Consider the following 22,761-nt stretch of genomic DNA (forward strand, 5'->3'; position numbering starts at 1 on the left):
GCCTGCGCGAGCGGGCGCCCTCCGCCACCGGGCGTTCCGGCCACAGCGGCCCCCTGTCCCGGTCAGTGAAGGTGGTGCTGCCAACGGAGCGCCGGGTGGCCTTCGATCCAGTAGGTGTGCGTCCCCTGCGTGACGTGCAGCCGTACGGTGGTGATGTCGGGGCTTTCCGCTTCCTGCCACAGGGCGAGGGCCTGCTCGATCGTGTCCCAGAGAGACAGCGGGCCGCCCTGCCGGACCGTCCAGGCCTCTCCGTTCTCCAGGAACGACGCGAACGACTCGTGGTCCGGATCGAAGAGGTACAGGAGCCGGTTCCCCTCCGCGGAGGTGGCGCGGGTGAAGCGGGCTCCGGGGACGGCGAGTTGCGCGAGGAAGGCCGGCATCCACTCCTCCAGCAGCAGAGGGGACACCCTGGTCTCCCGCTCGCTGTCGGCGTAGGCGGTACGGGCGGACAGGTCACCGCCGATCGGCACCTCCGCCTGGGACCGGGCCTGCATGAACGAGGAGCGGCCGATGATCCGGCCCTCGGCGCTGCCGTCCCCGGCGACCCTGACCTTGGCGAGTCCGGTGCCGTAATGCCAGGATCCGCCGACCGTGGCGAGGACGATGCCGCCCGGCCTGGTCTGGCGGATCCAGGTGTAGGGGACGCGGCGCACCGCGCAGGTGGCGATGACACGGTCGTACGGCGCCCGGCGGGGATGACCGAGGAGCCCGTCTCCCGTGACGGTCCAGGTCGAGTAACCGGCCGATTCCAGCGCGGCATCCGCACGGGCCGCGACCCCGGGGTCCACTTCGACCGTGGTGACGTTGTCCTCCCCCAGACGGTGGCACAGCAGGGCGGACGAATAACCGGTGCCCGTACCGATCTCCAGCACCCGATGACCGTCTTCCACCTCCAGCTTCTCCAGCATGTCCACCACGGTGACGGGAGTGGTGGACGACGACGTCGGTGAGCCCTCCACCAGGTCACCGACCTGGTCGGCGGTGAGGTGTCCGTCGAGCTGGGTGGTCAGGGACTCGTCGCGGTAGGCGATCTGTGCCCACTCGTCCGGATCGGTTCCGGCAGCCGTGACCGGGCGCCACCGGCCACCCCCGGCGGGCAGGAACACGCCCGGGTTCAGAAACAGTTCCCGCGGCACGGCTTCCACCGCCGCCCGCCACCGAGGACTGACGAGGACACCCGCCCCGGCCAGGCGCTCGGCGAGGGCACGTCGTCGGGGGGCGGTGCCGGTCATGGGGCGGTTCCTTGCGTCAGCAGTTCGGCGAATACGGCGGACATGGCGAGGCCGGTGGATTCCTCCAGCCATCCCCACTGTCCGTTCGGGTTCAGCTCCAGCCACCACAGCTCGCCCGTCTTGTCCACGGCGAGGTCGAAGCTCCCTGAGACCAGCCCGAAGTGATCCAGGTGGGCGAGGAGTGCCCTGCTGGTGCGGTCGGGCAGGTCCACCACGCTGTAGGACAGCGCCGAGTAGTCCTTGCGCCAGTCGAGCATCCCCGACTCGATCCGCACGGCGAACGTCCGTCTGCCCACCACCAGCACGCGGATGTCGGCCACCTTGTCCACGACCGCCTGGAACAGGTGCGGCACCACGTGCACGCTCTCGTCGATCTCGGCCGCCGTGACCGGGTCGGCCCATCCCGTCAGGGCGACCCCCTCACGCTGGTAGCGGGTCCAGCGGAGGGTCTTGAAGATCACCTGATCGTGCCCGGCGGCGAAGCGCCGGGCCTCGGCGGGGTCGTTCGTCACCAGCGTCGGCGGCACGGTCAGCCCGAGACGCCGGGCGACGGCGAGTTGCGCGGGCTTGTAGTCGGCGGCGGCATTGCGGAGCGGATGGTTCACCCAGAGCGGTCCGTCGAGGGCGTAGAGGATGCCGCCGAGCCCGTAGCGGACCTGTGCCGCCGCGAAACGCGCGTCATCGACGCCGAGGTGCTCGAAGGCGGGCCACACCGGGCGGCGCCAGTACACCGACCGCACCGCGGTCAGGTCGACGGCCCGCGACGACGTACGAACCTGCCCGGCCATGGGGGCCGGGCAGGTGCCGAACCGGGCTGTGACCGTCAAGTCGGCCTCGATGTCGGCGGGGTTGAACCTGACCACCGGCACGTTCCGACGGTTCAGCTGGGCGATCACCATGTCAGCGGTGAGATCATCCGCCTCGGTGGCCACGAGCACCGGCCTTTCGTCGCCCACCGGTCAGTCCTGCTCCGAGTCCTGGTCATGCCCCTCATCAGGTGCCGAGTCCGAGTTGGTCCTCGTCTTCGTCTCGGTGCCTTTACCGGTGCCGTGCTTGCCCATCTCGATGACCTGGCCCGCGTGGTCCAGGTAGACGCCGAGCTGAGTGGCGGGGTCGATCACGACCGATGTGTGGGGGCGGTGGGTGACGGTGGGATACGGGGCAAGCCGACCGGCCCCCCAGGGGCGTGCCGTGCTCTCGACTGCGGTGGACATCGCGCCTGCCTCTCTGATGACGGTGGCTCAGCTACGACCCAGAAGCTACGGCTACCGCGGACGGAGCAGAACTGACTGCGAGTACGGGTTCGGTGACCGAGGGTGCGGGAGGGCGGTACGGTACGGCCGTGAGGGGAGCCGTCGTGAGAGGGCGTGCCGCAGTCGGCACGATCGCCGGGTTCGTGCTCCGTGTCTCCAGGGAGAGCGCGCACCGCACGCAGACCGGCATGGCCGAGGCCCTCGGCGTGGACCTGGCCACCTGGCAGGGCTGGGAAACCGGGCGGAGGCCGCTCGCCAACGTGAAGGCCGGCGCACTGCTGAACCTGAGGCGCCGCCTGCTGGCCATAGGCGCGGACCCCCGTACCCTTCAGCTCCTCGATCCGGCCATGGACGCGGACCGCATCATCTCCGCGACGATCCACCCGGACGACACGGCACCGCACCCTCTTGCCGACTGGGTGCACACGCGCGACACGGCCGACATGATCGTGTGGGCCCTGAACGGAACGGTTCCGCCGGCTCTCGTATGTCACCCGACGCCGGGACGCCGTGGTCCTGTCGCCAAGGCGCCGTTGCTGCCGATGCCCGACCGCCGCATGTTCTTCTCCCGGCTTCGGGAGGCGGCCGAATCGGCCTTGCGCGCGGGGGAGGACGGATTACTCCTGCACCGCCAAGCGCTCTATCTGTGCTCTTACGACGGGACGCCCGAGGCGACAGCATGGACGGGGCAGGCCCTGTACGCCCGCCGCGATCTCGTCACAGTCCGAGGCTGGACGCCTCACTGGGCCGCCGCGCGGTCGGCTGCCGTCGCACTCGCACGCCTTGGCGACCCCCTGCCCCTGCTGGACTTCATCGACAGGGCCATGGCCGGCGACGACACCGCCGAGACAGCCAACCTCACCTACTGGGCCTACTGGCTGGGATCGATCCAAGAGTCTCAACGAGACGACGGGTTCATGCGGTGCGGACACGGCCACTGGGAACCCGTACGCCTCCTGAGAGGACTCACCGCCGGCCTCCACCAGGCGCCGGCGTACGTGGATCTCCACGTCCACTCACTGTGGGCCCTGCTGACCAGGCACCGGTGGCTGCCCTTGGCGGATCCCGAAGCGGCTGAGCGGCTGTACACGTACACCAGTGCGCTGCTCGATCGCCGTGTGGTTTCCAGGCGGTCCGGGCAGGAACTCGGGTCGGTGCACTACGTTCTTCGTCAGCACCGGAATTGACACACCGGAGGGCGTATCTCGTGGCGGACGTGGAGCAGGGCCAGGCGAAGGGCACGGCAGGCTTCCTGCTGGAGATGGGGATGCTGAAGCGTGCCAAGCGGTCGGGTTGGTGGATCGCCGGGGTCAAGGACCCCGAGACCATCGCCGAGCACAGCTTCAGGACTGCCCTCATCGGCTCCGTGCTCGCCATGATGGAAGGCGCCGACCCGGCGAAGACGGCCCTCCTCGGACTGTGGCACGACACGCAGGAGACCCGCGTCGGCGACATCCCGCACATCGGCCGGCGCTACCTCGAAGCCGCCGGTAACGAGAAGGTCACCGCGGACCAGGTGTCGGCCGCGCATCCGGCAGTGAAGGCCGGGGCCCAGCGGATCGTGGAGGAGTACGAGAGCGGCGACTCCCGCGAAGTGATCTGCGCTCACGACGCGGACAAGCTCGAATGCCTCCTCCAGGCCGTGGAGTACCGCGAACAGGGCTGTGCGAACGTCCAGCCCTGGATCGACAGCAGCCTCTCAAGCCTCAAGACGGCCGCTGCCCAGTCTCTCGCCGAGGCCGCGCTCACCATGACCTCCATCGAATGGCAGCAGACGTACCTTCCCTGACCTGGCTCCCCCACGGCAGGGCAGCCGAGTTCACGCGTCCTGCTGCCCTGCGTCGATCTCGGCGATCAGGATCTCGACGCGGGTTCTGATCTCGTCGCGGATGGGGCGGACCGCCTCGATCCCTTGGCCTGCGGGGTCTTCCAGGGCCCAGTCGAGGTACGTCTTGCCGGGGAAGACCGGGCAGGTGTCGCCGCAGCCCATGGTGATGACGTAGTCGGACGTCTGGACCGCCTCGGTGGTGAGCACCTTCGGCCTCTGGTCCGTGATGTCGATACCGGCCTCGGCCATGGCCTCGACGGCGGCCGGGTTGACCTGGTCGGCCGGGAGGGAACCGGCGGAGCGGACCTCGATGCGGTCGCCCGCGAGGTGGGCGAGGAACCCGGCGGCCATCTGGGAGCGGCCGGCGTTGTGGACACAGACGAAGAGCACGGAGGCGAGCGGGGCGGCGGGCATGGGGCGGGTGCTTCCTTCGGGGTGGGGCCGGGGCGGGGCGGCTGGGCGGCACGGGGCCGTAAGGCCCCTGGGAGGGGACGTAGGCCCCTGACGTCGTCGACTCCGCCATCACAGCATGGAAGCGAACAGTTCAACAGCACTTGCAGTGATGAGTTCGGTGCTTCTGTCATCGTCTGCTGTTGTTCCTCCGCTTCTGCCCCACCACATCAATCAGGATTGAAACGACGATGCCCGAAGCGATGCCGTCCGGCGAGGCCCCGACCGCTGCCGGGGCCTCGGGCGTGGACAGGTCGGTGGCCCTGTTGCAGGCGGTGGCCGACCCCGTGCGCTGGTCGCTGCTCCGGCAACTGGCTGGCGGCCAGGCCTGCGTGTGCGAACTGCAGAAGCAGCTCCCGATCCCCGCGAACCTGCTCAGCTACCACTTGAAGGTGCTCAGGGAGGCCGGACTGATCGTCTCCAGCCGCCGGGGCCGCTGGATCGACTACGTCCTGGCCCCGGACGCTCTCGCCCGTCTGCACGCCGCCCTTCCTGGGCTGCCCGAGCCCGGCAGGGTGGAGCTGTGAGCATCGCCGAGCGCCTGCCCGACACACCCGCCCGGCGGCGCGTCGCCCTGGCCGGTGCCGCGCTCGTATGGGTGGCCGCGTACCAGGTCAACGGCTGGATCTGGGACCGCATCCTGTACGACGCGGCCGGACTGGACCCCGCCGACCGGCTCACCGAGACGATCCACTTCTTCTGCTACGACACCGTCAAGATCACCCTGCTGCTGACGGGGATCATCTTCGTCGTCACCGTGCTCCGCTCCTGGATGAGCATCGAACGCACCCGCGCCCTGCTCGGCGGGCGGCGCGAGGGCGCCGGCAACGTCATGGCCGCCGGCCTCGGCGTCATCACCCCGTTCTGCTCGTGCAGTGCCGTGCCCGCGTTCATCGGCTTCGTCGCCGCCGGGGTCCCGATCGGGGTGACCCTGAGCTTCCTCATCGCCAGCCCCCTGGTCAACGAGATCGCCATCGGCTTGCTGTTCACCCTGTTCGGTTGGAAAGTCACCGCCCTCTACATCGCCGCCGGACTCCTGATCGCCATCGGCGCCGGCTGGGTCCTGGGCCGCCTCGGCGTCCAGCGGTGGGTCGAGCCGTTCGTGTTCGAGACCAGGCTCGGCGGCCAGGTCATCGACTCCACCGCCGGTCTCACGCCGGGTCAGCGCGTCCAGATGGGCGTGGAGGAAGTCGGCACCATCCTGCGCAAGATCTGGCCCTACCTGCTCCTCGGCATCGGCGTCGGCGCGCTGATCCACGGCTGGGCCCCGGAGGACTTCTTCACCACCTACGCCGGACCGGGCAACGCCTTCGGCGTCGTGGTCGCCGTCGCCATCGGCGTCCCCCTGTACTCCAACGCCGCCGGGATCATGCCGCTCGTCCAGGCCCTCCACGAGAAGGGCCTGCCCATGGGCACCCTGCTCGCCTTCTTGATGAGCGTCGTCGCCCTGTCCCTGCCCGAGATGATCCTGCTGCGCCGGGTCCTCAAGCCCCAGCTCCTGGCGACCTTCATCGCCGTCGTCGCCACCGGCATCACCGCCGTGGGCTACACGTTCAACCTCATCCTCACCTGACCCCGAAGGGTTGTCGATCGTGATCATCAAGGTGCTCGGTCCGGGCTGCGCCAACTGCCACACCCTCGAATCCCGTGCCCGCGAGGCCCTCCAGGACCTCGGCCTGGACGCCACCGTCGAGAAGGTCACCGACTACGCGGCCATCGCCGGCTACGGCATCATGCGCACCCCGGGCCTGGTCGTCGACGAGAAGGTCCTCGTCTCCGGCCGCGTACCGGCCACCGCCGAGATCCGCACCCTGCTCACGGCCGCCGCCGGCTGACCTGCTCAGGGCCGGGACACGTATGGCAGGAAGGCCGTCCAGGTGATGGCGCTGAGGGCGAGGCGGGGGCCGGTGGGGGTCTTGGAGTCGCGGACGAGGACGCTTTCCGCGACTGCTGCGACCTCGACGCATGAGGGGGTGTCTGCCCCGCTGTAGCTGCTCTTTATCCAGCGCAGCTCTGTGTCGACTCCGGAAGCGGCTTTGATGCTCATGGGTCTCCCAGCAGTTTCTTGATGAAGGCCAGTGACTCTTGAGGGTTGAGTGCCTGAGACCGGATGGTCCCATAGCGGATGTCGAGGATCTGAACGAGTTTCGGCTCAGCGATGGCACGACTGATGAGCTGTACCTCGTTGTACCCCGTAGTGCTTCCGTCCTGGAGCCTGAGCACCCGGAACGGGCCGTCGACCCCTGCGTTCGCCTCGCGTTCCAGAGGCATGATCTGAAGATCGACGTTTCTCAACTGACTCAGTTGCAGGAGTCGTTCCAGTTGCGCGCGCATCACCATTCTGCCCCCGTAAGGGCGCCGCAGCGTCGACTCACACTGAACGAAGCTGAGCACGGGCAGTGCGGTGGAGTCATCGATGATCGACTGCCGGGCAAGCCGTGCGGCGACCTGCTGTTCCAGTTCCTCTCTTGCGAACGGAGGCCGCCGGGAGTTGAACACCGCCTCCGCGTACTCCTTGGTCTGCAGCAGGCCGTCGATGACCGAGTTGTTGTACGAGCAGATCTCTACGGCCTCGGCCTCCAACTGCTTCACGTCCCGTACCTTCTTGGGGTACCGGGCCTCGGCCACGTCCTCCTTCATCGCGGAGATCTTGCCGCCCGCGTCCAAGACCTGGTCCGCCGCGTCGAGGTACTCGGGGCGGGGGATGCGGCGCCCCCGCTCGACGGACGACACCAGCTCGTGCCCGTACCCGATGGCCTCGGCGAACTCCGGCTGCGTCATCCCGGCGGCCTCGCGCCACATCTTGAGCTGCCGGACCACCGTGCGCATCACGGCACCGGACTCGTCGTCCTCCGTGTCCGCGTTCCACTCGTGCATGCCCGTCACCACCTTTCGCTGAACGCCTGTGTCCAACTCCGGCCGTGGGTCTGCCGTCACGGCGGACGTACCGGACGTAAGCCGGGCGGGGACCGGACGCTCACGCTCCGCACGGCCCGCGACTCTTCACAGATTAGGTCCGAATGGACACGCTGAGTGATGTGAGAGAAGAAATCACCCGAACCAGGAGTTCCGTTTCTCCCCGGCCGTGCGCCACCGAGCCGCGCTTCACCGTGCCGCTGTCGGCGACCCGGCGCGGCGCCCGCCTGGCGAGGCTGCTGGCGACGGAGCAACTGCGCACGTGGGAGGTGCCGCTGGACCCGGCGAGGCTGATCGTCGCCGAACTCGCCACCAACGCCGTGCTGCACGCCCGCGTTCCCGGCCGCAGTTTCCGCCTCACCCTGACGCTCACCGCCCCGGCGACCCTCCGTATCGAGGTGACGGACGCGCGCGGCGACCGCCGACCGGAAACCCAGAGGGCGCCTGGAACGGCGGACGGCCCGCCCCGTGAGTCGGGCTACGGCCTTCTGCTGGTACGGGAGTTGGCCGACCGCTGGGGCGTCCGCGCCGACCCGGTCCCGTGCAAGACCGTGTGGGCGGAACTCGACCTCGGTCAGGTCGTGCCGTCCGAATTCGGCGGAACCCGTCTCCGCGCACGCCCGTAGACTCACGGCGTGGCATTCATGAGCACTCCGCACTGCTGCTTCCTGTGACCGGAAGGCACTGAGGGCGAGGCCGGACGGCGTCGCCCTCCTTGGCGTGCCTGCCGCGTGAACCGCGTTTTCGCGCAGGCACGGTCTCTTCCCTTCGCCTTCCCAGGAGTGCCTCGTGCCTGTGTCTCTTCCCCCTGCCCTCGATCTGATCCTCGGCCTGTTGCACTGCCCGACGTGCCGCACCGGCCGGCTGTATCCTCACCGCGGCGCGCTGCGCTGCCGGGCGGGCCATGCCTTCGACATCGCCAGCCACGGCTACGTCGCTCTGCTGGCGGGCACCCGCGCCACCAGCGGCGACGACGCGGCCATGGTCCGGGCCCGAAGCCGCTTCCTCTCCACCGGCACCTACGTGCCCATCCGCGAGGTCGGGGCCCGGCTGGCGGCCGTCGTCGAGCCCGAGCGGGCGACGGTTGTGGAGGTGGGGTGCGGCACGGGCTACTACCTGTCCGGCGTGCTCGACCGTCTACCCGGTGCCCGTGGCCTCGGCCTTGACACCTCGGTGCACGCGCTGCGCTCGGCGGCCCGAGCGCACGACCGGGCCGCCGCGGTGGCCTGGGACGTCTTTCGTCCCTTCCCGCTGGCCGATGGGGTGGCCGATGTGGTGCTGGACGTGTTCGCCCCGCGTAATCCGGCTGAGTTCCACCGCCTATTGCGCCCGACCGGCCGGTTGATCGTGGTCCGTCCCACCGGACGCCACCTGGTCGAGCTGGGCGGCCGGTTGCCTGTGACGGTCAGAGTGGACCCGGCCAAGGAGCAGCGTCTGCGCCGGGCCCTCGACCCCTTCTTCGAAGCCGTTGTCACCGAACGGGTGGAGTACTCCGTTCCCCTGACCAGGATGAATGCTCTGGACATACTGGCGATGTCGCCGAGCGCGCGCCACGTGAACTGTGCGGACCTGGATGATGACGTCTTCCTGCCTGATCGGGTCACCGTTTCTGTGCTGGCCACTGCCTACCGTCCTCGGTGTTCGGACCGGGAGGTCCGTCATCACGGTTCCCGACGGTGCTGAACCGATCGGCCGGCAGCGCGGCGCTGTGCAAACCTCCGGCACAGCCGGGCGGGCGTGGCAGGCTCGCGGCGCCCGGGACGGGGGCCGGTCTCAGGGGCGGCCGAGCGCGCGGTACGTCCAGTCTGCTGACCGCCACCAGCCCCGTGCTCAGTGGAACTCGTGGACGACCTGGATCCTGCCGACGATGTGAGTGTTGAACTCGTCGAGTTCCTCGGCCGGTACCCACAGTTCGAGGATCGTGCGTCCGCCCGCCTGCTGGACCGGGTATCTGCGCAGGAAATCGGACTCCACTTCGAACCGGGTGACGAAGCCGGCGCCGTCGTGCTTGACGTTCCAGTCTCGCGCGATTTTCACGGCGTAGTCCTCGTTGAGGACCGGATAGAAGATCGGCTGTTCGGGAAGCCGGGGTGGCCACGCGCGCCAGTCCGACTCACGCACCAGCTCGAGTTCCTTGGGGCCGGTGGGGCGCCACAGGGTCGTCGTTGCCTGTCGGCTGGTCACGGGAACCTTCTCGTCTCCGGGCGGGGCAACCGTCGAGGTGGCTGCCGGGAGCTTGACGGTATCGGTGGCCCATGTGCGGCGGCCACCGGGTTTTGCGCAGGTCCGCAGCTCACACCGAAGCCCGGAGAGACGGGCGTCGGAGGGCTGTCGGCCGGAGGTGCGGGCGGTAAAGGATTTAAAGAACTTGAGGGAAAGAACCCTCCCAACCAACCAAACCTCGCGTACGTCACTCGAGTGGGTGAATGCGGCTGAACTGGCTGGCGTGTCGGCGGCTTTGGGAGGCAGTCTCAGCGTCAGGTGGGCGACGTCGCTACGGCGCCTCGCCCGCCCCTGACCCCACACACGCATCGGCCCCCGCCGGGACTGCAATCCCAGAGCGAGGGCCTGACCGTAGAAGGAAGAAACCACCTTCCCCATGGCTGCTACAGAGCTTAGTGCCCCCAGGCCCCGGAATCAGGGCGTTCCGACCACTTCCACCCACTCCGGTGTCATCCACGTCAAGGAATTCCAGCCGGACAAGTACGCGATCATCGGCAACCACCTCACCCAGCACCCCAAGTTGTCGTGGGCGGCGAAGGGCATCGGCGCCCACATCCTCTCGCTGCGCGAGGGCGAGCGCGTGGACATCCGCACCCTTGCCGACGGCGATCACGAGGGACGGGACCGGGTCGCCGACGCCCTCAGGGAGCTGGAGGCATACGGTTACCTCAAACGCGTACGGGAGCGGGTGGCGGGCGGCCGCATGGTCACCAGGACCTACGCCTACAACGCACCCGAACTCACCCGCGCACGCCTCGACCGACCCCAGGAAGAAGCCGTGCTCCGCCCCGGTCCTCCGCCGGTGGAGGAGCACCGCCCCGTCGAGCCGGCAGCCCCGGAGGGCGGCGCCGCACCCGAGGAGGAGGTTGAGCCGGACGCGGTTCCCGAAGCGGTCCTCCAAGCCGTTCCCGACCCGCCTGATCCGCCCGACCCGCCTGATCCGCCCGACCCGCCGGGTCCGACGGACCCGACCGACCCGGAACCCGTCGCAGAGCCGGGACCTCCCGATGACGAGCAGCACGACAAACACGACGACGAACAGCACGACGACGGACATGACGAACACCGCGACAAAGCCGAGACGTTCCTCGCCGGACTCCGTGGCAAGGACTCCCGCTTCCAGTTGTCGGGGAAGGACGTGCGACGCCTGACTCCCGCGACTGCCGCATGGTTCAGGAACGGCGTGGGCCCGGCCGACTTGCTGTACGCGCTGACCTCCGATGCGCCGCTTGTGGTGACGCATCCGGCCGGTTTCGTCGCGTACCGCTTGAAGGAACGGCTCCCGCCGCCTCTGCCACCGGCACCGGAGCCAGCCATCGGCCTGCCCGTCGCCGACGAGCCGACGCCGTCGTACGGCTTCGTCGACTGCTTGGGCTGGTGCAACCGCGTCTTCCGCGCCGCCGAGCCCGGGTTCTGCCGCGACTGCCGGGAGTTCGCGGAAGCGATGTCGCTGCCGCTCATGCCCCAGCAGTCCCGTCCCCACTCCGACATCGGTGCTCGCCAGGACGCGAATTCCAGACAGGCACCCACGCCGACACCACATCGTCCACCCGATGTCACTTGGCGTGACGTCCCCCATCCATGACCCACTGCGAGGATGTATGAGCAGCCTGATGGCACCTCCGTATCCGCTGATCGACGCGCCGCTCGGGCCTTACGACAGGCGTTCCTATACTTGCGCCATGGACCGGGAACTGGAGCAGGCCGCCCTCGTGGCGCTGCTGCGCCGCGGCGACCGGTCCTGGCCCGAGCTCACCGACCAGATCGAGGGTGTCGGCAGCGCCCGCGACGTATGGGAAGACTGCCTCGATGCCTCGGGGCAGGGTGCCCTCTTCGACAGCGGACCCCAAGAGGACCTCGACACCGTTGCCGCCGAGATCGCCGCCTGGCGACGCGGGGGTATGCGGCTCGTGACGATTCTGGACGAGGACTACCCGCTGTATCTGAGGCTGGTGCACCAGCGGCCGCCGTTCCTCTTCCTGCGCGGGCAGTCCGTCGACGACGACCTCCGGGTCGCCGTCGTCGGTACCCGCCACCCCACCCCGGAGGGCATCGCCCATGCCCGCGCCATCGCGGGTGGTCTGGCCGAGCGCGGCGTCACGGTGGTGTCAGGACTTGCCGCCGGTATCGACACCGCTGCTCACGGCAGCGCTCTGGCTGTCGGCGCTCGTACCGTCGCCGTCGTCGGCACCGGTCTACGGCACACGTACCCGGCCCAGAACGCCAGGCTGCAGCAGGAGATCGCCGACCGGGGGCTGCTGATCTCGCAGTTCTGGCCGGACGAACCGCCGTCGAAGGAAACCTTCCCGAGGCGCAACGCCGTGATGAGCGGCTACAGCCTGGCCACGGTGGTGATCGAGGCGGCCTATCGCAGTGGCGCCCGAATGCAGGCCAGGCTCGCACTGGAACACGGCCGCCGGGTGTTCCTGATGCGTTCGCTCCTGACGCACGAGTGGGCGCGGGAGTATGCGGCCAGACCCAACACCACCGTCATCGACGGTCCGGAAGACGTCTTCAGCCGCCTCGACTCCCTCGTCCCCACCACGGGCGAGCTGACCTGGTCGTAACCGGCTCATCCCCGTGGCAACCGTCATCGGGCTGTCCGCCGGGATCGGCCCGCACCCTCCGGCCGGACAGGGACCGGTGGGATCAGTGGAGAGCGTCACGGCGGGCCGTGCCTCACTCCCACATGCTGCGCATCACCGGTTCCAGGGCGCGGCCGTCGGCGGTCAGGGCGTAGTGGACACGGGGCGGCCGGCCGGGGGTGCGGTGGTGTTCGACGACTCCCGCGGTGGTCGGCTGGGCCAGCCGACCGGAGGGACGGCCGGGATGTCGTCTCGGAGCCGGGTGCCTGTGGTGTTCGCATGTCACCCCGTGGGCCGGTGTCCCGGTTGGAGGAGTTCCGCGGTCGCCTCCCACAGGCGGTGTTCGCGGGTGCGGTCGTGGGCGATGGGGTGTACCTCCCTGGGCTTGTCGATGACGACGAAGGCCCCGTCGCGGAGGTCCGCCCATCGGGCGTCGAGGGCCAGCGAGGCCAGCGCGGGGCCGGAACGTTTGGGGGTGGACACCCCGGGGAGGTGGCCCAGGCCGCGTCCCAGCGACTGGAAGGCCGCGGGCGCGTCCCGGCCCAGGGAGGTGCCGGGCATCCAACCGGGCTCGAACACCGAGACGTTGATGCCGGGGTCGACGTGGCGCTGGAGTTCGTGGGCGTAGTAGAGGACCGCCAGCTTGGCGTTGGAGTAGGCGACGCCGGAGGCGGTGAAGCCCGGTGGCTTGTCGCCGGTCGCGGGGCGGGCCAGGTCGAGGGGGTCGGCCCAGTTCGCCGGGGGCACGCCCAGGATCCGGCGGTAGAGGTTGGCGTGGTAGGTGTTGGAGCCCAGCAGCACGATGCGGGCGGGTGCGGTCAGCGCGCCGAGCAGGTCGCCGATGAGCTGGGCGTGGGCCAGGTAGCTCACGGCGAAGGTCAGCTCGTGGCCGTCGGCCGAGGCGACCCGGGTGTCGGCGGACATGCGGCCGGCGTTGGCGATCAGTGCCCGCAGCGGCCGTACCTCCGCGGTGTCGAGCAGCTCCCGTGCCGTGGCCGCGGCGGCCCGTACGTCGGCGAGCCGGGACAGGTCGCAGGCGATCGCGCGGACCGTCGCCCCACGGGCCCGGGCCTCGTCGGTGATGTCCGTGAGGGCCTGTCCGGCACGGCCCACCAGCAGCAGGTCCGGACGCGTGCGGGCCGGGCGGGCGGCCATGGCGAGGACGGCGGCCCGGCCCAGGCCCCGGGTGGGGCCGGTGATCAGGACGGTTCCGGGGTCGGTGGTGGTGGTCATGGCCCCAGGGTCGGCGGACGCGGGACCGTCAGCCAGCCGCCCCCTTGTCGTAGGACTGGCGGGGCCAGGACAACGGGCGCGCCGGCGGCCACACTGGGCGCATGGAGTCGTGGGAGTTCGGGCGGATGGTGCGCCGGTGCCGTGACCGGGTGGCACCCGGGACCGTCGGTGTGCCGGTCGGCTCGCGCCGCCGGGCGAGCGGGCTGCGGCGCGAGGAACTGGCCCAGCTCGCCGGGATCTCGACCGACTACCTCACCCGGCTGGAGCAGGGCCGGGCGACCGCGCCGTCGGCCCAGGTGGTCGGGGCGCTGGCGCAGGCGCTGCGGCTGGCCGACCCCGACCGCGAGCTCCTCTACCGCCTCGCCGGTCACACCGCCCCCGGACCCGACATGGTGCCGTCACGGGTCGTGCCGAGCGTGCAGCGGCTGCTGGACCGGCTGGCGCACACCCCGGTCGTCGTCTACGACGCCACCTGGACGCTCGTCGTCGCCAACGCGCCCTACGACGCCCTCATGGGCGAGACGTCGGCCTGGCGCGGCATCGAACGCAACGCCGTCTGGCGCAACCTCCTCGGGCCGCCCGGCCGTGTCGTCCACACCCCGGAGGAACACGCCGAACACCAGGCCAGGCTCGTCGCCGACCTGCGTCTGACGGCCTCCCGCTACCCCGCCGACCGTGCCCTGCGGCGGCTCGTCGCCGAGCTGACGGAACTGAGCCCCCGCTTCGCCGAACTCTGGGAGGCCGACGCCCCGGCGCCGCCGCCCTACCCGTCACGCCACAAGACCGTCGACCATCCCGCCGTCGGCCGGATCACCCTCGACTGCGACGCGCTCCTCGTCGCCCAGGACGATCTGCGCATCACCGTCTACACCGCCGAACCCGGCACCCGGGACGCGGAACGCCTCGCGCTCGTCACGGTGCTCGGCACACAGTCCCTCGCCGAACCCGGCTGACCCGCCCCGCGCCTCTCCCGCCCCGACAGCGCGTCGGCAAAGGCACGCGGCCGCGGGCGTAGCTTGGTCGTATGACGAAGTACGGATCCTTTCCCGGTACGCGTCCCCGGCGGCTGCGGACCAGTCCCGTGATGCGGCGCATGGTCGCCGAGACGCGGCTTCACCCCGCCGATCTCATCCTGCCCGCCTTCGTGCGCGAGGGCGTCACCGAGCCCGTGCCCATCGCCGCGATGCCCGGGGTCGTCCAGCACACCCGGGACACCCTGAAGAAGGCCGCCGTCGAGGCCGTCGAGGCCGGGATCTCCGGGATCATGCTCTTCGGGGTGCCGGAGGAGGGCAAGAAGGACGCCTTCGGGACTCCCGGTACCGATCCCGACGGGATTCTCCAGGTCGCCCTGCGTGATGTGCGGGCCGAGGTCGGGGACGAGCTCCTCGTGATGTCCGATCTGTGTCTCGACGAGACCACCGATCACGGTCACTGCGGGGTGCTCGACGAGCAGGGGCGCGTCGACAACGACGCCACCCTCGAGCGGTACGCCGAGATGGCCCAGGTCCAGGCCGACGCCGGGGCGCACGTGGTCGGGCCCAGCGGGATGATGGACGGGCAGATCGGCGTCATCCGGGACGCCCTCGATCAGATCGGGCGGGAGGACGTCGCGATCCTCGCCTACACCGTCAAGTACGCCTCCGCGTTCTACGGGCCCTTCCGGGAGGCCGTCGGGTCCTCGCTGAAGGGGGACCGGAAGACGTATCAGCAGGACCCCGCCAACGTACGGGAGTCCCTGCGGGAGCTGGCCCTCGATCTGGAGGAGGGCGCCGACATGGTCATGGTGAAGCCGGCCGGCCCCTATCTCGACATCCTCGCGCGGGTCGCCGACGCCGTGGACGTGCCCGTGTGCGCCTACCAGATCTCCGGGGAGTACTCGATGGTCGAGGCCGCCGCGGAGAAGGGGTGGATCGACCGGGAGCGCGCCATCCTGGAGACGCTCACCGGTATCCGGCGGGCCGGGGCGCGGAACATCCTCACCTACTGGGCCGTCGAGGCCGCGCGGATGCTCCGGTCGGCGTAGTCCGCAGCTCTACGGTCACGGGCCGGGCGGTCCCTGCCGACGGCCGCCCGGTTTCCCTTCCCCGCGTCTCCCGCGCTCCCTGCGTTCCCTGCGGCGCAGTTCGCGGCGTTCCTTTCCCGGGAGTGCCGAGGCCAGTTCGCCCACCGGGCGGACGTCGTGCGGGCCGTCCCGGCCGCCCCGGCACCACCACACCGGCGGTCCTGCCGCGTGCGGCTCGCCCCGGTACCAGTCGGCGGTGGTCCCGGGCGGGCGCGCGTACATCCCGAGGCGGTGCTCCCGGCAGACCGGCCAGACCTGCCAACGAAGTTCCATGAGGGTCTCCTGCGCCGCCTCCGCGACCAGTGCCAGGACGGTCTCCTCGTCGTCCGGCTCCCGCGGGTCGTCCGGCTCCGGGTCGTACCGGTTCACCGCGTTGCCTTGCCAGCGGCCGTCGGGCATCGCCACGTAGACCTGCTCCGGTTCGGTCGCGTCCCGGAGCGCGGGGTCCCAGGACGGGTCCCAGGTGCTCATCAGGACCAGGGCGTCCTGGTCCGGCAGAGTCGCCCGGATGTCGCGGTTGACCACGGTCAGGGCGGCCTCCAGCTTCGGCCACCGGCCGGGCTCGGGCCGCACGGGCGAGGAAGGGTTCATCGGGGCATCCTCGCAGGCGGGCGCCGGGAACCTTCAAGTCCGGCCGTCAGTTAGGTTGTTGACGGACAGAGACCAGAGAAGTGGAACACGCACCCCCCACGGAGCCGCCCCATGCCCGGTGATGCCCTCAGCCAGGACCCCGCGGAGCTGAGAAGGAGGATCGACACCAGCAAGGCGCATCCCGCCCGGGTCTACGACGTCTTCCTCGGCGGCAAGGACAACTACCCCATGGACCGCGCCGCCGCGGCCGCCGCCCTCTCCGCCAATCCGCGCGGCTATCTCGACGTGCGCCACAACCGGGACTTCATGCGCCGCGCCGTCACCCGGCTCGCCCGGCGGGACGGCATCCGGCAGTTCCTCGACATCGGCACCGGGCTGCCCACCGGGGAGAACGTCCACCAGATCGCCCAGCGGATCGCCCCGGACGCGCGGGTCGTCTACGTCGATCACGACCCCGTCGTCCTCGCGCACGCCCGCGCGCTGCTCACCAGCGGGCCCGAGGGCCGTACCGACTACATCGACGCCGACTTCCACCAGCCCAAGTCGATTCTGGAGAAGGCCGCCGAGACGCTCGACTTCGGGCAGCCGGTCGCCCTCGTCCTCGCCGCGATCCTGCACTTCGTGGAGGACGACGCGGCCTACCCGGTGATCCGGGAACTCATGGACGCCCTGCCGGCCGGGTCGCATCTCGTGCTCAGCCATCTGACCGACGAGATCCACCCCGAGCCCTCCCGGGCCGTCCAACGGACCTACACCGAGCGCGGGTTCACCTTCGTCTTCCGGTCCCGTGCCGAGGTCGAGCGGTTCTTCACCGACACTCCCGGGGTCACCCTCGACGAGCCCGGTGTCGTGCCCGTCCATCACTGGCACCCGGACCCGGCGCCGCTGCCGCCCGCCATCGACACCGCCGACTTCGACGCCCTCGACGACATCGAGAAGATCCGCTACCGCGACATCAACGACGTCACCGACGCCGACATCAATGTCTACGGCGCGAGCGGCCGGAAGAGCTGACGGACATGAACGGGTGAGGGGGCGAGCGCGGGAAGCCCGCGCTCGCCCCCTCACCCGTGGTCAGGTGCTCACAGCCGTTCCGGCGTCCTGATGCCCAGCAGGGCCATGCCCTTGTGCAGGGTGCGGGCCGTGACGTCCACCAGGAACAGACGGTTCTCCACGACCGCCGGGGCGTTGTCCGCGGAGAGGACCTGGCACTGGTCGTAGAACGTCGTCAGGAGCGACGCGAGGTGGTACAGGTACGACGCCAGCTTGTGCGGTTCGTACGCCGCCGCCACCTCCAGGACCGTCTCCGCGAACTGGTCCAGGTACAGGCCCAGGGCGCGTTCGGCGGGGGCGAGGGGCAGCTCGGGGTGGGCGACCGGGCGGGCATCGCCCGCCTTGCGGAGGATGGACTGGATGCGGGCGTACGCGTATTGCAGGTACACCGCCGTGTCGCCGTTCAGCGACACCATCTGGTCCAGGTCGAACTTGTAGTCCCGCACCGCCGACGTCGACAGGTCCGCGTACTTCACGGCGCCGATGCCGACGTAGCGGCCGTTCTCCTCGATCTCCTGCTCGCTCAGGCCGACCTTCCCGGCCTTCTCCCGTACCACCGCGGTGGCCCGCTCGACGGCCTCGTCGAGGAGGTCCTCCAGCCGTACGGTCTCGCCCTCACGCGTCTTGAACGGCTTGCCGTCCGCGCCGAGGACCGTGCCGAACGCCAGGTGCAGCGCCCGTACGTCGTCGCCCAGCCAGCCCGCCCTGCGCGCCGTCTCGAAGACCATCTTGAAGTGCAGCGACTGACGGACGTCGACGACGTACAGCAGCGTCGACGCCTTCAGGTTGAAGACGCGGTCGCGGATCGCCGACAGGTCGGTCGCCGCGTAGCCGAAGCCGCCGTCGGACTTCTGGACGATCAGCGGGACCGGGTTGCCGTCGGCGCCCTTGATGTCGTCGAAGAAGACGCAGAGCGCGCCCTCGGAGCGCACCGCGACGCCGGACTCCTCCAGCAGCCGGCAGGTCTCCACCAGCATGTCGTTGTAGCCGGACTCGCCGACGATGTCGGGGTCGCGGATCTCCATGTCCAGCTTCTCGAAGACCGAGTAGAAGTAGATCTTCGACTCGTCGACGAACTTCTGCCAGGTGGACAGGGTGTGCGGCTCGCCGGCCTGGAGGTCGACGACCCGGCGCCGGGCCCGCGTCTTGAACTCCTCGTCGGAGTCGAACAGCGCCCGCGCCGACTTGTAGAGGCGGTTCAGGTTGGACATCGCCTCCTCGCCGCTCACCGCGCCCGCGCTGTGGTCCAGTTCGCTCGGGTGCTCGTCCAGGTACTGGATGAGCATGCCGAACTGGGTGCCCCAGTCGCCGATGTGGTGGCGCCGTACGACGCTCTCGCCCGCGAACTCCAGCAGCTGCACCACCGCGTCGCCGATCACCGCCGAGCGCAGGTGCCCGACGTGCATCTCCTTCGCCACGTTCGGCTGGGCGTAGTCGATGACCGTGGTACCCGCGTTCTCCGCGTACGGCACGCCGAGGCGGCCGGTGTCGTCCGCGTACCGTGCGGCCAGGTTCGCGGTGATCGCGCGGTCGGCGACGGTCAGGTTGAGGAAGCCGGGGCCGGAGACCTCGACGCCGGCGAGCAGGTCACCGGTGGTCACGTGCGACACGACCTGCGCGGCCAGCTCCCGCGGGTTCGCCTTGGCCCGCTTGGCCAGGGCCAGGATGCCGTTGGCCTGGTAGTCGGCCCGGTCGCTTCGTCGCAGCAGCGGGTCCGCGCCGGCGGCCTCCGGCAGGGTGGCCGAGAGGGCGGACGCGAGCTGCTGCCGGACGGAATCGCTGAGGGACGTGACCGAGGCCATGGGATGCGTGCCGTTCTCCTCGAGGAATGGAAAGCCACGGCCAGTATCCCACGGGGGGTAAAGCGGTTTTCTCCGTCGCGGGGCCGTCTGTGACAATGGAGTGTCACCCGTTTCACCGCAGGTGTCCCGTCGTGTTCCACCGCAGGGGTCCCGTCGTGGTCATCCCGGGTGCACCACCGTTCAGACCGTTCAGATCATCGAGATCGTCGAGATCGTTCAGGAAGAAGGACGTGCCGATCGTGGCTCAGAGCTCCGAGACCACCGACTGGGTCTCCCGTTTCGCGGACGAGGTCATCGAGGAGTCGGAGCGTCGGGCCCCGGGCAAACCGGTCGTGGTCGCGTCCGGGCTCTCCCCCTCGGGCCCCATCCACCTCGGCAACCTCCGCGAGGTCATGACCCCGCACCTGGTCGCCGACGAGATCCGCCGCCGCGGACTCGAGGTGCGGCACCTGATCTCGTGGGACGACTACGACCGCTACCGCAAGGTCCCCGTCGGCGTCCCCGGCACCGACGGGTCGTGGGCCGAGCACATCGGCAGGCCGCTGACCGCCGTCCCGGCCCCCGCGGGCTCGCCGTACCCGAACTGGGCCGAGCACTTCAAGGCCGCGATGACCGAGTCGCTCGCCGAGCTGGGCGTGGAGTTCGACGGCATCAGCCAGACCGCGCAGTACACCTCCGGCGTCTACCGCGAGCAGATCCTGCACGCCATGAAGCACCGGAAGGACATCGACGCCGTCCTCGCCCAGTACCGCACCAAGGCCAAGCCGGCCGCCAAGAAGCAGCAGAAGGCGGTCGACGAGGCCGAGCTGGAGGCCGAGGAGGGCTCGGGCGCGGCGGCCGAGGACGACGGCAGCTCCGGCTCCGGCGGGTACTTCCCGTACAAGCCGTACTGCGGCGGCTGCGGGAAGGACCTCACCACCGTCACCTCCTACGACGACGACACCACCGAGCTGGCCTACGTCTGCACCGCGTGCGGCTTCGAGGAGACCGTCCGGCTCAGCGAGTTCAACCGCGGCAAGCTGGTCTGGAAGGTCGACTGGCCGATGCGCTGGGCCTACGAGGGCGTGATCTTCGAGCCCAGCGGCGTCGACCACTCGTCCCCCGGCTCCAGCTTCCAGGTCGGCGGCGAGATCGTCGGCATCTTCGGCGGTGAGCGGCCCATCGGACCCATGTACGCCTTCGTCGGCATCTCCGGCATGGCCAAGATGTCGTCGTCCAAGGGCGGCGTGCCCACCCCGGGCGACGCCCTCCAGATCATGGAACCGCAGCTGCTGCGCTGGCTCTACGCCCGCCGCCGCCCCAACCAGTCCTTCAAGATCGCCTTCGATCAGGAGATCCAGCGGCTCTACGACGAGTGGGACAAGCTCGCCGCCAAGGTCGCCGACGGCAGCGCCCTTCCGGGTGACATCGCCGCGTACACCCGTGCCGTGGGTACGGCGGGCGCCGAGCTGCCGAGGACGGCCCGCCCGCTGCCGTACCGCACGCTGGCCTCCGTCGCCGACATCACCGCCGGGCACCGGGACCAGGCGCTGCGCATCCTGTCCGACCTCGACCCCGCCCACCCGCTCGGCTCCCTCGACGAGGCCCGGCCGCGGTACGACAGGGCCGAGGCCTGGATCAACACGCACGTCCCGGCCGACCAGCGCACCGTCGTCCGCGACGAGCCCGACGCCGAGCTGCTGAAGTCCCTCGACGACGCCGACCGGCGGTCCCTGCGGCTGCTGCTCGACGGGCTCGCCGGGAACTGGTCCCTCGACGGCCTCACCCATCTCGTCTACGGCGTTCCCAAGGTCCAGGCCGGCTTCTCCGCCGACGCCACGCCCAAGGAGCTGCCGCCCGAGATCAAGACCGCCCAGCGGACCTTCTTCGCCCTGCTCTACCGGCTGCTCGTGAGCCGCGACACCGGTCCCCGGCTGCCCACGCTGCTGCTGGCGGTCGGGCAGGAGCGGGTGCGGGCCCTGCTCGGGGAGTGAGCGGACCGCAGGACCGACTGCATGTGTGAAGGGGCTCCCCCGCCCGGCGGGGGAGCCCCTTCACACATACGCGCACCTACGTCCTACGCGATGTGGTCCTCTTCCAGCTCCGCGTTGTAGCGGTTCGTGAAGCGGTTCACCATGCGCTTCGCCTCGTCCGGCGGCAGCACGATGCGGAACTCCGCGTCCACGTTCTCGCCGAACTCCCGCGGGGTGGGGTAGCTGCCGTTTATCGACTGCTTGAACACCTGGTAGTACGCGTCCTCGTCCGGCTCCGGGGAGCCGACCCCCTCGCCCAGCTCACGGGTGCGGTTGCCGGACACCGGGATCGGGAAGCTGCCGGTCTCCTCCATGGACGGCGGTTCCTGCCCTCCCCGGAGACCGTCGTCGCCGTACTGCTGCTCCTCGTACGGGCCTTCGTACGGCGCCTCGTGCGGGGCTCCGTCCGGGCCGTCGTACTGCTCCTCGAACTGCTCGCGGAACTGCCGCTGGAACGCGCGGTCCTGTAGATGCCGCTCCTGGGGCTGCTCCGGCTGCTGCCGGCCCTCGTACCAGTCCTCGTACTGCTCCTCCGGGAGGTACTGGAGGTCGTAGTCGGGGTCGAACGTCGGGTCGTAGCCGCCCTGGTAGTGCGCCGGCTCCGGGGAGCCCTTGAACCAGGGGCTCCCCGGCTCGCCCTGCGGGCCGGGTCCCTGCTGCCGGGGGCCGGGAGGCGCCGTCCGCTGGTGCGGGACGGCGGCGTGCGGCGGGGCGCCGGCGGCCGGACCACCGGGCAGTTGCGGCTGCGGCTGTGCCTGCGACGGTGCCGGGAACTGCTGCTGCTGGAGCTGTGCCTGTGCCTGCGGCTGGGCCTGCCGGAGCTGCTGCTGCGCGGCGGGGACGACCGCCGGTTCGATGCCTGCCGCGGCGAGACCCGCGCCGGCCGTCTCCGCGAGCGGGACGCCGTAGCGCGCCAGGCGCAGCGGCATCAGGGACTCGACGGGGGCCTTGCGGCGCCAGGCGCGGCCGAAGCGGGAGCGCAGGCGGGCCTGGTAGACGAGGCGTTCCTGCTCCAGTTTGATGACCTGCTCGTAGGACCGCAGTTCCCAGAGTTTCATCCTGCGCCACAGCAGGAAGGTGGGGAGGGGGGAGAGCAGCCAGCGGGTGAGGCGGACGCCCTCCATGTGCTTGTCCGCGGTGATGTCCGCCATCCGGCCGATGGCGTGCCGGGCCGCCTCGACGGAGACCACGAACAGGATCGGGATCACCGCGTGCATGCCGACGCCCAGCGGGTCGGGCCAGGCGGCGGCGCCGTTGAAGGCGATGGTCGCCGCGGTGAGCACCCAGGCCGTCTGCCGCAGCAGCGGGAAGGGGATGCGGATCCAGGTGAGCAGCAGGTCGAGCGCGAGCAGCACACAGATGCCCGCGTCGATGCCGATCGGGAAGACGTAGGAGAAGGTGCCGAAGCCCTTCTTCAGCGCGAGGGCGCGGACCGCCGCGTAGGAACCGGTGAAGCCGATACCGGCGATGATCACGGCGCCGGTCACGACCACGCCGATGAGAACGCGGTGCATCCGAGTC

25 protein-coding genes are annotated in these 22,761 nt (G+C 70.2%); 13 read left to right on the forward strand and 12 right to left on the reverse strand.

The features are described from left to right. Window positions 1–62: 62 nt before the first annotated feature. Genes tgmC through tgmA form a run of 3 tightly spaced genes read right to left on the reverse strand, consistent with a single transcriptional unit; the run spans window position 63 to window position 2,446 of the window. Complete coding sequence (gene tgmC / locus ABZ862_RS28205) at window positions 63–1,232, reverse strand: ATP-grasp peptide maturase system methyltransferase (RefSeq protein ID WP_360963694.1); 1,170 nt, start codon at window positions 1,230–1,232, stop codon at window positions 63–65. Beyond that, the gene (gene tgmB / locus ABZ862_RS28210; protein ID WP_360963697.1) at window positions 1,229–2,188 is read right to left on the reverse strand and encodes an ATP-grasp ribosomal peptide maturase; all 960 of its coding nucleotides are present in this window, start codon (window positions 2,186–2,188) and stop codon (window positions 1,229–1,231) included. The genes tgmC and tgmB overlap by 4 nt, the downstream gene beginning before the upstream one ends. A gap of 3 nt (window positions 2,189–2,191) precedes the next feature. Further along, a complete protein-coding gene (gene tgmA / locus ABZ862_RS28215) occupies window positions 2,192–2,446 on the reverse strand; it encodes a putative ATP-grasp-modified RiPP (protein ID WP_360963700.1) in 255 nt (84 codons plus the stop codon). Between the two features lie 227 nt (window positions 2,447–2,673). Here tgmA and ABZ862_RS28220 point away from each other — a divergent pair, with 227 nt between their 5' ends. Continuing rightward, complete coding sequence (locus ABZ862_RS28220) at window positions 2,674–3,672, forward strand: XRE family transcriptional regulator (protein ID WP_360963703.1); 999 nt, start codon at window positions 2,674–2,676, stop codon at window positions 3,670–3,672. Window positions 3,673–3,746: 74 nt separating this feature from the next. Next, window positions 3,747–4,274 carry an HD domain-containing protein gene (locus ABZ862_RS28225; protein ID WP_360963961.1) on the forward strand — a complete coding sequence of 176 codons (528 nt, stop codon included), beginning with the start codon at window positions 3,747–3,749 and terminating at the stop codon, window positions 4,272–4,274. 30 nt (window positions 4,275–4,304) lie between these two features. Here the strand turns inward: ABZ862_RS28225 and ABZ862_RS28230 are convergent, their stop codons facing one another. Next, complete coding sequence (locus ABZ862_RS28230; protein ID WP_360963706.1) at window positions 4,305–4,727, reverse strand: arsenate reductase ArsC; 423 nt, start codon at window positions 4,725–4,727, stop codon at window positions 4,305–4,307. Window positions 4,728–4,954: 227 nt separating this feature from the next. Between ABZ862_RS28230 and ABZ862_RS28235 the strand changes: the two genes are divergently transcribed. Genes ABZ862_RS28235 through ABZ862_RS28245 form a run of 3 tightly spaced genes read left to right on the forward strand, consistent with a single transcriptional unit; the run spans window position 4,955 to window position 6,598 of the window. Beyond that, window positions 4,955–5,290: a metalloregulator ArsR/SmtB family transcription factor gene (locus tag ABZ862_RS28235; RefSeq protein ID WP_360963708.1), complete on the forward strand. Its 336-nt coding sequence runs from the start codon at window positions 4,955–4,957 to the stop codon at window positions 5,288–5,290. Beyond that, window positions 5,287–6,336, forward strand: a complete 1,050-nt coding sequence (locus ABZ862_RS28240; RefSeq protein ID WP_360963711.1) for a permease — start codon at window positions 5,287–5,289, stop codon at window positions 6,334–6,336. Before ABZ862_RS28235 ends, ABZ862_RS28240 begins: the two co-directional genes overlap by 4 nt. A 19-nt stretch (window positions 6,337–6,355) precedes the next feature. Further along, complete coding sequence (locus ABZ862_RS28245) at window positions 6,356–6,598, forward strand: thioredoxin family protein (protein WP_360963714.1); 243 nt, start codon at window positions 6,356–6,358, stop codon at window positions 6,596–6,598. A gap of 5 nt (window positions 6,599–6,603) precedes the next feature. On the opposite strand, the gene ABZ862_RS28250 is transcribed toward ABZ862_RS28245, so the two are convergent. Continuing rightward, complete coding sequence (locus ABZ862_RS28250; protein WP_360963717.1) at window positions 6,604–6,810, reverse strand: DUF397 domain-containing protein; 207 nt, start codon at window positions 6,808–6,810, stop codon at window positions 6,604–6,606. Next, entirely contained in the window at window positions 6,807–7,640 is an 834-nt protein-coding gene (locus ABZ862_RS28255) for a helix-turn-helix transcriptional regulator (protein ID WP_360963720.1), read from the reverse strand. The genes ABZ862_RS28250 and ABZ862_RS28255 overlap by 4 nt, the downstream gene beginning before the upstream one ends. A 143-nt stretch (window positions 7,641–7,783) precedes the next feature. Here ABZ862_RS28255 and ABZ862_RS28260 point away from each other — a divergent pair, with 143 nt between their 5' ends. Continuing rightward, the gene (locus ABZ862_RS28260; protein ID WP_360963723.1) at window positions 7,784–8,305 is read left to right on the forward strand and encodes an ATP-binding protein; all 522 of its coding nucleotides are present in this window, start codon (window positions 7,784–7,786) and stop codon (window positions 8,303–8,305) included. A gap of 163 nt (window positions 8,306–8,468) precedes the next feature. Continuing rightward, complete coding sequence (locus ABZ862_RS28265; RefSeq protein ID WP_360963725.1) at window positions 8,469–9,362, forward strand: putative RNA methyltransferase; 894 nt, start codon at window positions 8,469–8,471, stop codon at window positions 9,360–9,362. A gap of 147 nt (window positions 9,363–9,509) precedes the next feature. Here ABZ862_RS28265 and ABZ862_RS28270 read toward each other — a convergent pair whose 3' ends face one another. Continuing rightward, entirely contained in the window at window positions 9,510–9,863 is a 354-nt protein-coding gene (locus ABZ862_RS28270; RefSeq protein WP_360963728.1) for a hypothetical protein, read from the reverse strand. Window positions 9,864–10,278: 415 nt separating this feature from the next. Here ABZ862_RS28270 and ABZ862_RS28275 point away from each other — a divergent pair, with 415 nt between their 5' ends. Then, entirely contained in the window at window positions 10,279–11,487 is a 1,209-nt protein-coding gene (locus ABZ862_RS28275) for a helix-turn-helix domain-containing protein (protein ID WP_360963731.1), read from the forward strand. A 97-nt stretch (window positions 11,488–11,584) separates the two neighbouring features. Next, window positions 11,585–12,469 carry a DNA-processing protein DprA gene (locus ABZ862_RS28280; protein WP_360963734.1) on the forward strand — a complete coding sequence of 295 codons (885 nt, stop codon included), beginning with the start codon at window positions 11,585–11,587 and terminating at the stop codon, window positions 12,467–12,469. Between the two features lie 112 nt (window positions 12,470–12,581). Here ABZ862_RS28280 and ABZ862_RS28285 read toward each other — a convergent pair whose 3' ends face one another. Together ABZ862_RS28285 and ABZ862_RS28290 are read right to left on the reverse strand one after the other, a co-directional pair. After that, a complete protein-coding gene (locus ABZ862_RS28285; RefSeq protein WP_360963737.1) occupies window positions 12,582–12,821 on the reverse strand; it encodes a winged helix-turn-helix transcriptional regulator in 240 nt (79 codons plus the stop codon). Next, entirely contained in the window at window positions 12,770–13,720 is a 951-nt protein-coding gene (locus ABZ862_RS28290; RefSeq protein WP_360963740.1) for an SDR family NAD(P)-dependent oxidoreductase, read from the reverse strand. The genes ABZ862_RS28285 and ABZ862_RS28290 overlap by 52 nt, the downstream gene beginning before the upstream one ends. A 101-nt stretch (window positions 13,721–13,821) precedes the next feature. Here ABZ862_RS28290 and ABZ862_RS28295 point away from each other — a divergent pair, with 101 nt between their 5' ends. Next, window positions 13,822–14,673 carry a helix-turn-helix transcriptional regulator gene (locus ABZ862_RS28295; protein ID WP_360963743.1) on the forward strand — a complete coding sequence of 284 codons (852 nt, stop codon included), beginning with the start codon at window positions 13,822–13,824 and terminating at the stop codon, window positions 14,671–14,673. Between the two features lie 71 nt (window positions 14,674–14,744). Continuing rightward, a complete protein-coding gene (gene hemB / locus ABZ862_RS28300) occupies window positions 14,745–15,743 on the forward strand; it encodes a porphobilinogen synthase (protein ID WP_360963747.1) in 999 nt (332 codons plus the stop codon). Window positions 15,744–15,758: 15 nt separating this feature from the next. On the opposite strand, the gene ABZ862_RS28305 is transcribed toward hemB, so the two are convergent. Then, window positions 15,759–16,373, reverse strand: coding sequence for a hypothetical protein (locus ABZ862_RS28305; RefSeq protein WP_360963750.1), 615 nt, complete (start codon window positions 16,371–16,373; stop codon window positions 15,759–15,761). Window positions 16,374–16,484: 111 nt separating this feature from the next. Here ABZ862_RS28305 and ABZ862_RS28310 point away from each other — a divergent pair, with 111 nt between their 5' ends. Further along, the gene (locus ABZ862_RS28310) at window positions 16,485–17,387 is read left to right on the forward strand and encodes an SAM-dependent methyltransferase (protein WP_360963752.1); all 903 of its coding nucleotides are present in this window, start codon (window positions 16,485–16,487) and stop codon (window positions 17,385–17,387) included. 68 nt (window positions 17,388–17,455) lie between these two features. Here ABZ862_RS28310 and argS read toward each other — a convergent pair whose 3' ends face one another. Next, window positions 17,456–19,228: an arginine--tRNA ligase gene (gene argS, locus ABZ862_RS28315; RefSeq protein ID WP_360963755.1), complete on the reverse strand. Its 1,773-nt coding sequence runs from the start codon at window positions 19,226–19,228 to the stop codon at window positions 17,456–17,458. Between the two features lie 230 nt (window positions 19,229–19,458). Between argS and lysS the strand changes: the two genes are divergently transcribed. Continuing rightward, window positions 19,459–21,201, forward strand: a complete 1,743-nt coding sequence (lysS, locus tag ABZ862_RS28320; RefSeq protein ID WP_360963758.1) for a lysine--tRNA ligase — start codon at window positions 19,459–19,461, stop codon at window positions 21,199–21,201. An 83-nt stretch (window positions 21,202–21,284) separates the two neighbouring features. Here lysS and ABZ862_RS28325 read toward each other — a convergent pair whose 3' ends face one another. Continuing rightward, window positions 21,285–22,754 (reverse strand): DUF2637 domain-containing protein, encoded by a 1,470-nt coding sequence (locus ABZ862_RS28325; protein WP_360963964.1) that lies wholly within the window; start codon window positions 22,752–22,754, stop codon window positions 21,285–21,287. Window positions 22,755–22,761: the final 7 nt, after the last annotated feature.

The sequence above is a fragment of the Streptomyces sp. NPDC047000 genome, from assembly GCF_040644295.1.
Taxonomy (GTDB): Bacteria; Actinomycetota; Actinomycetes; order Streptomycetales; family Streptomycetaceae; genus Streptomyces.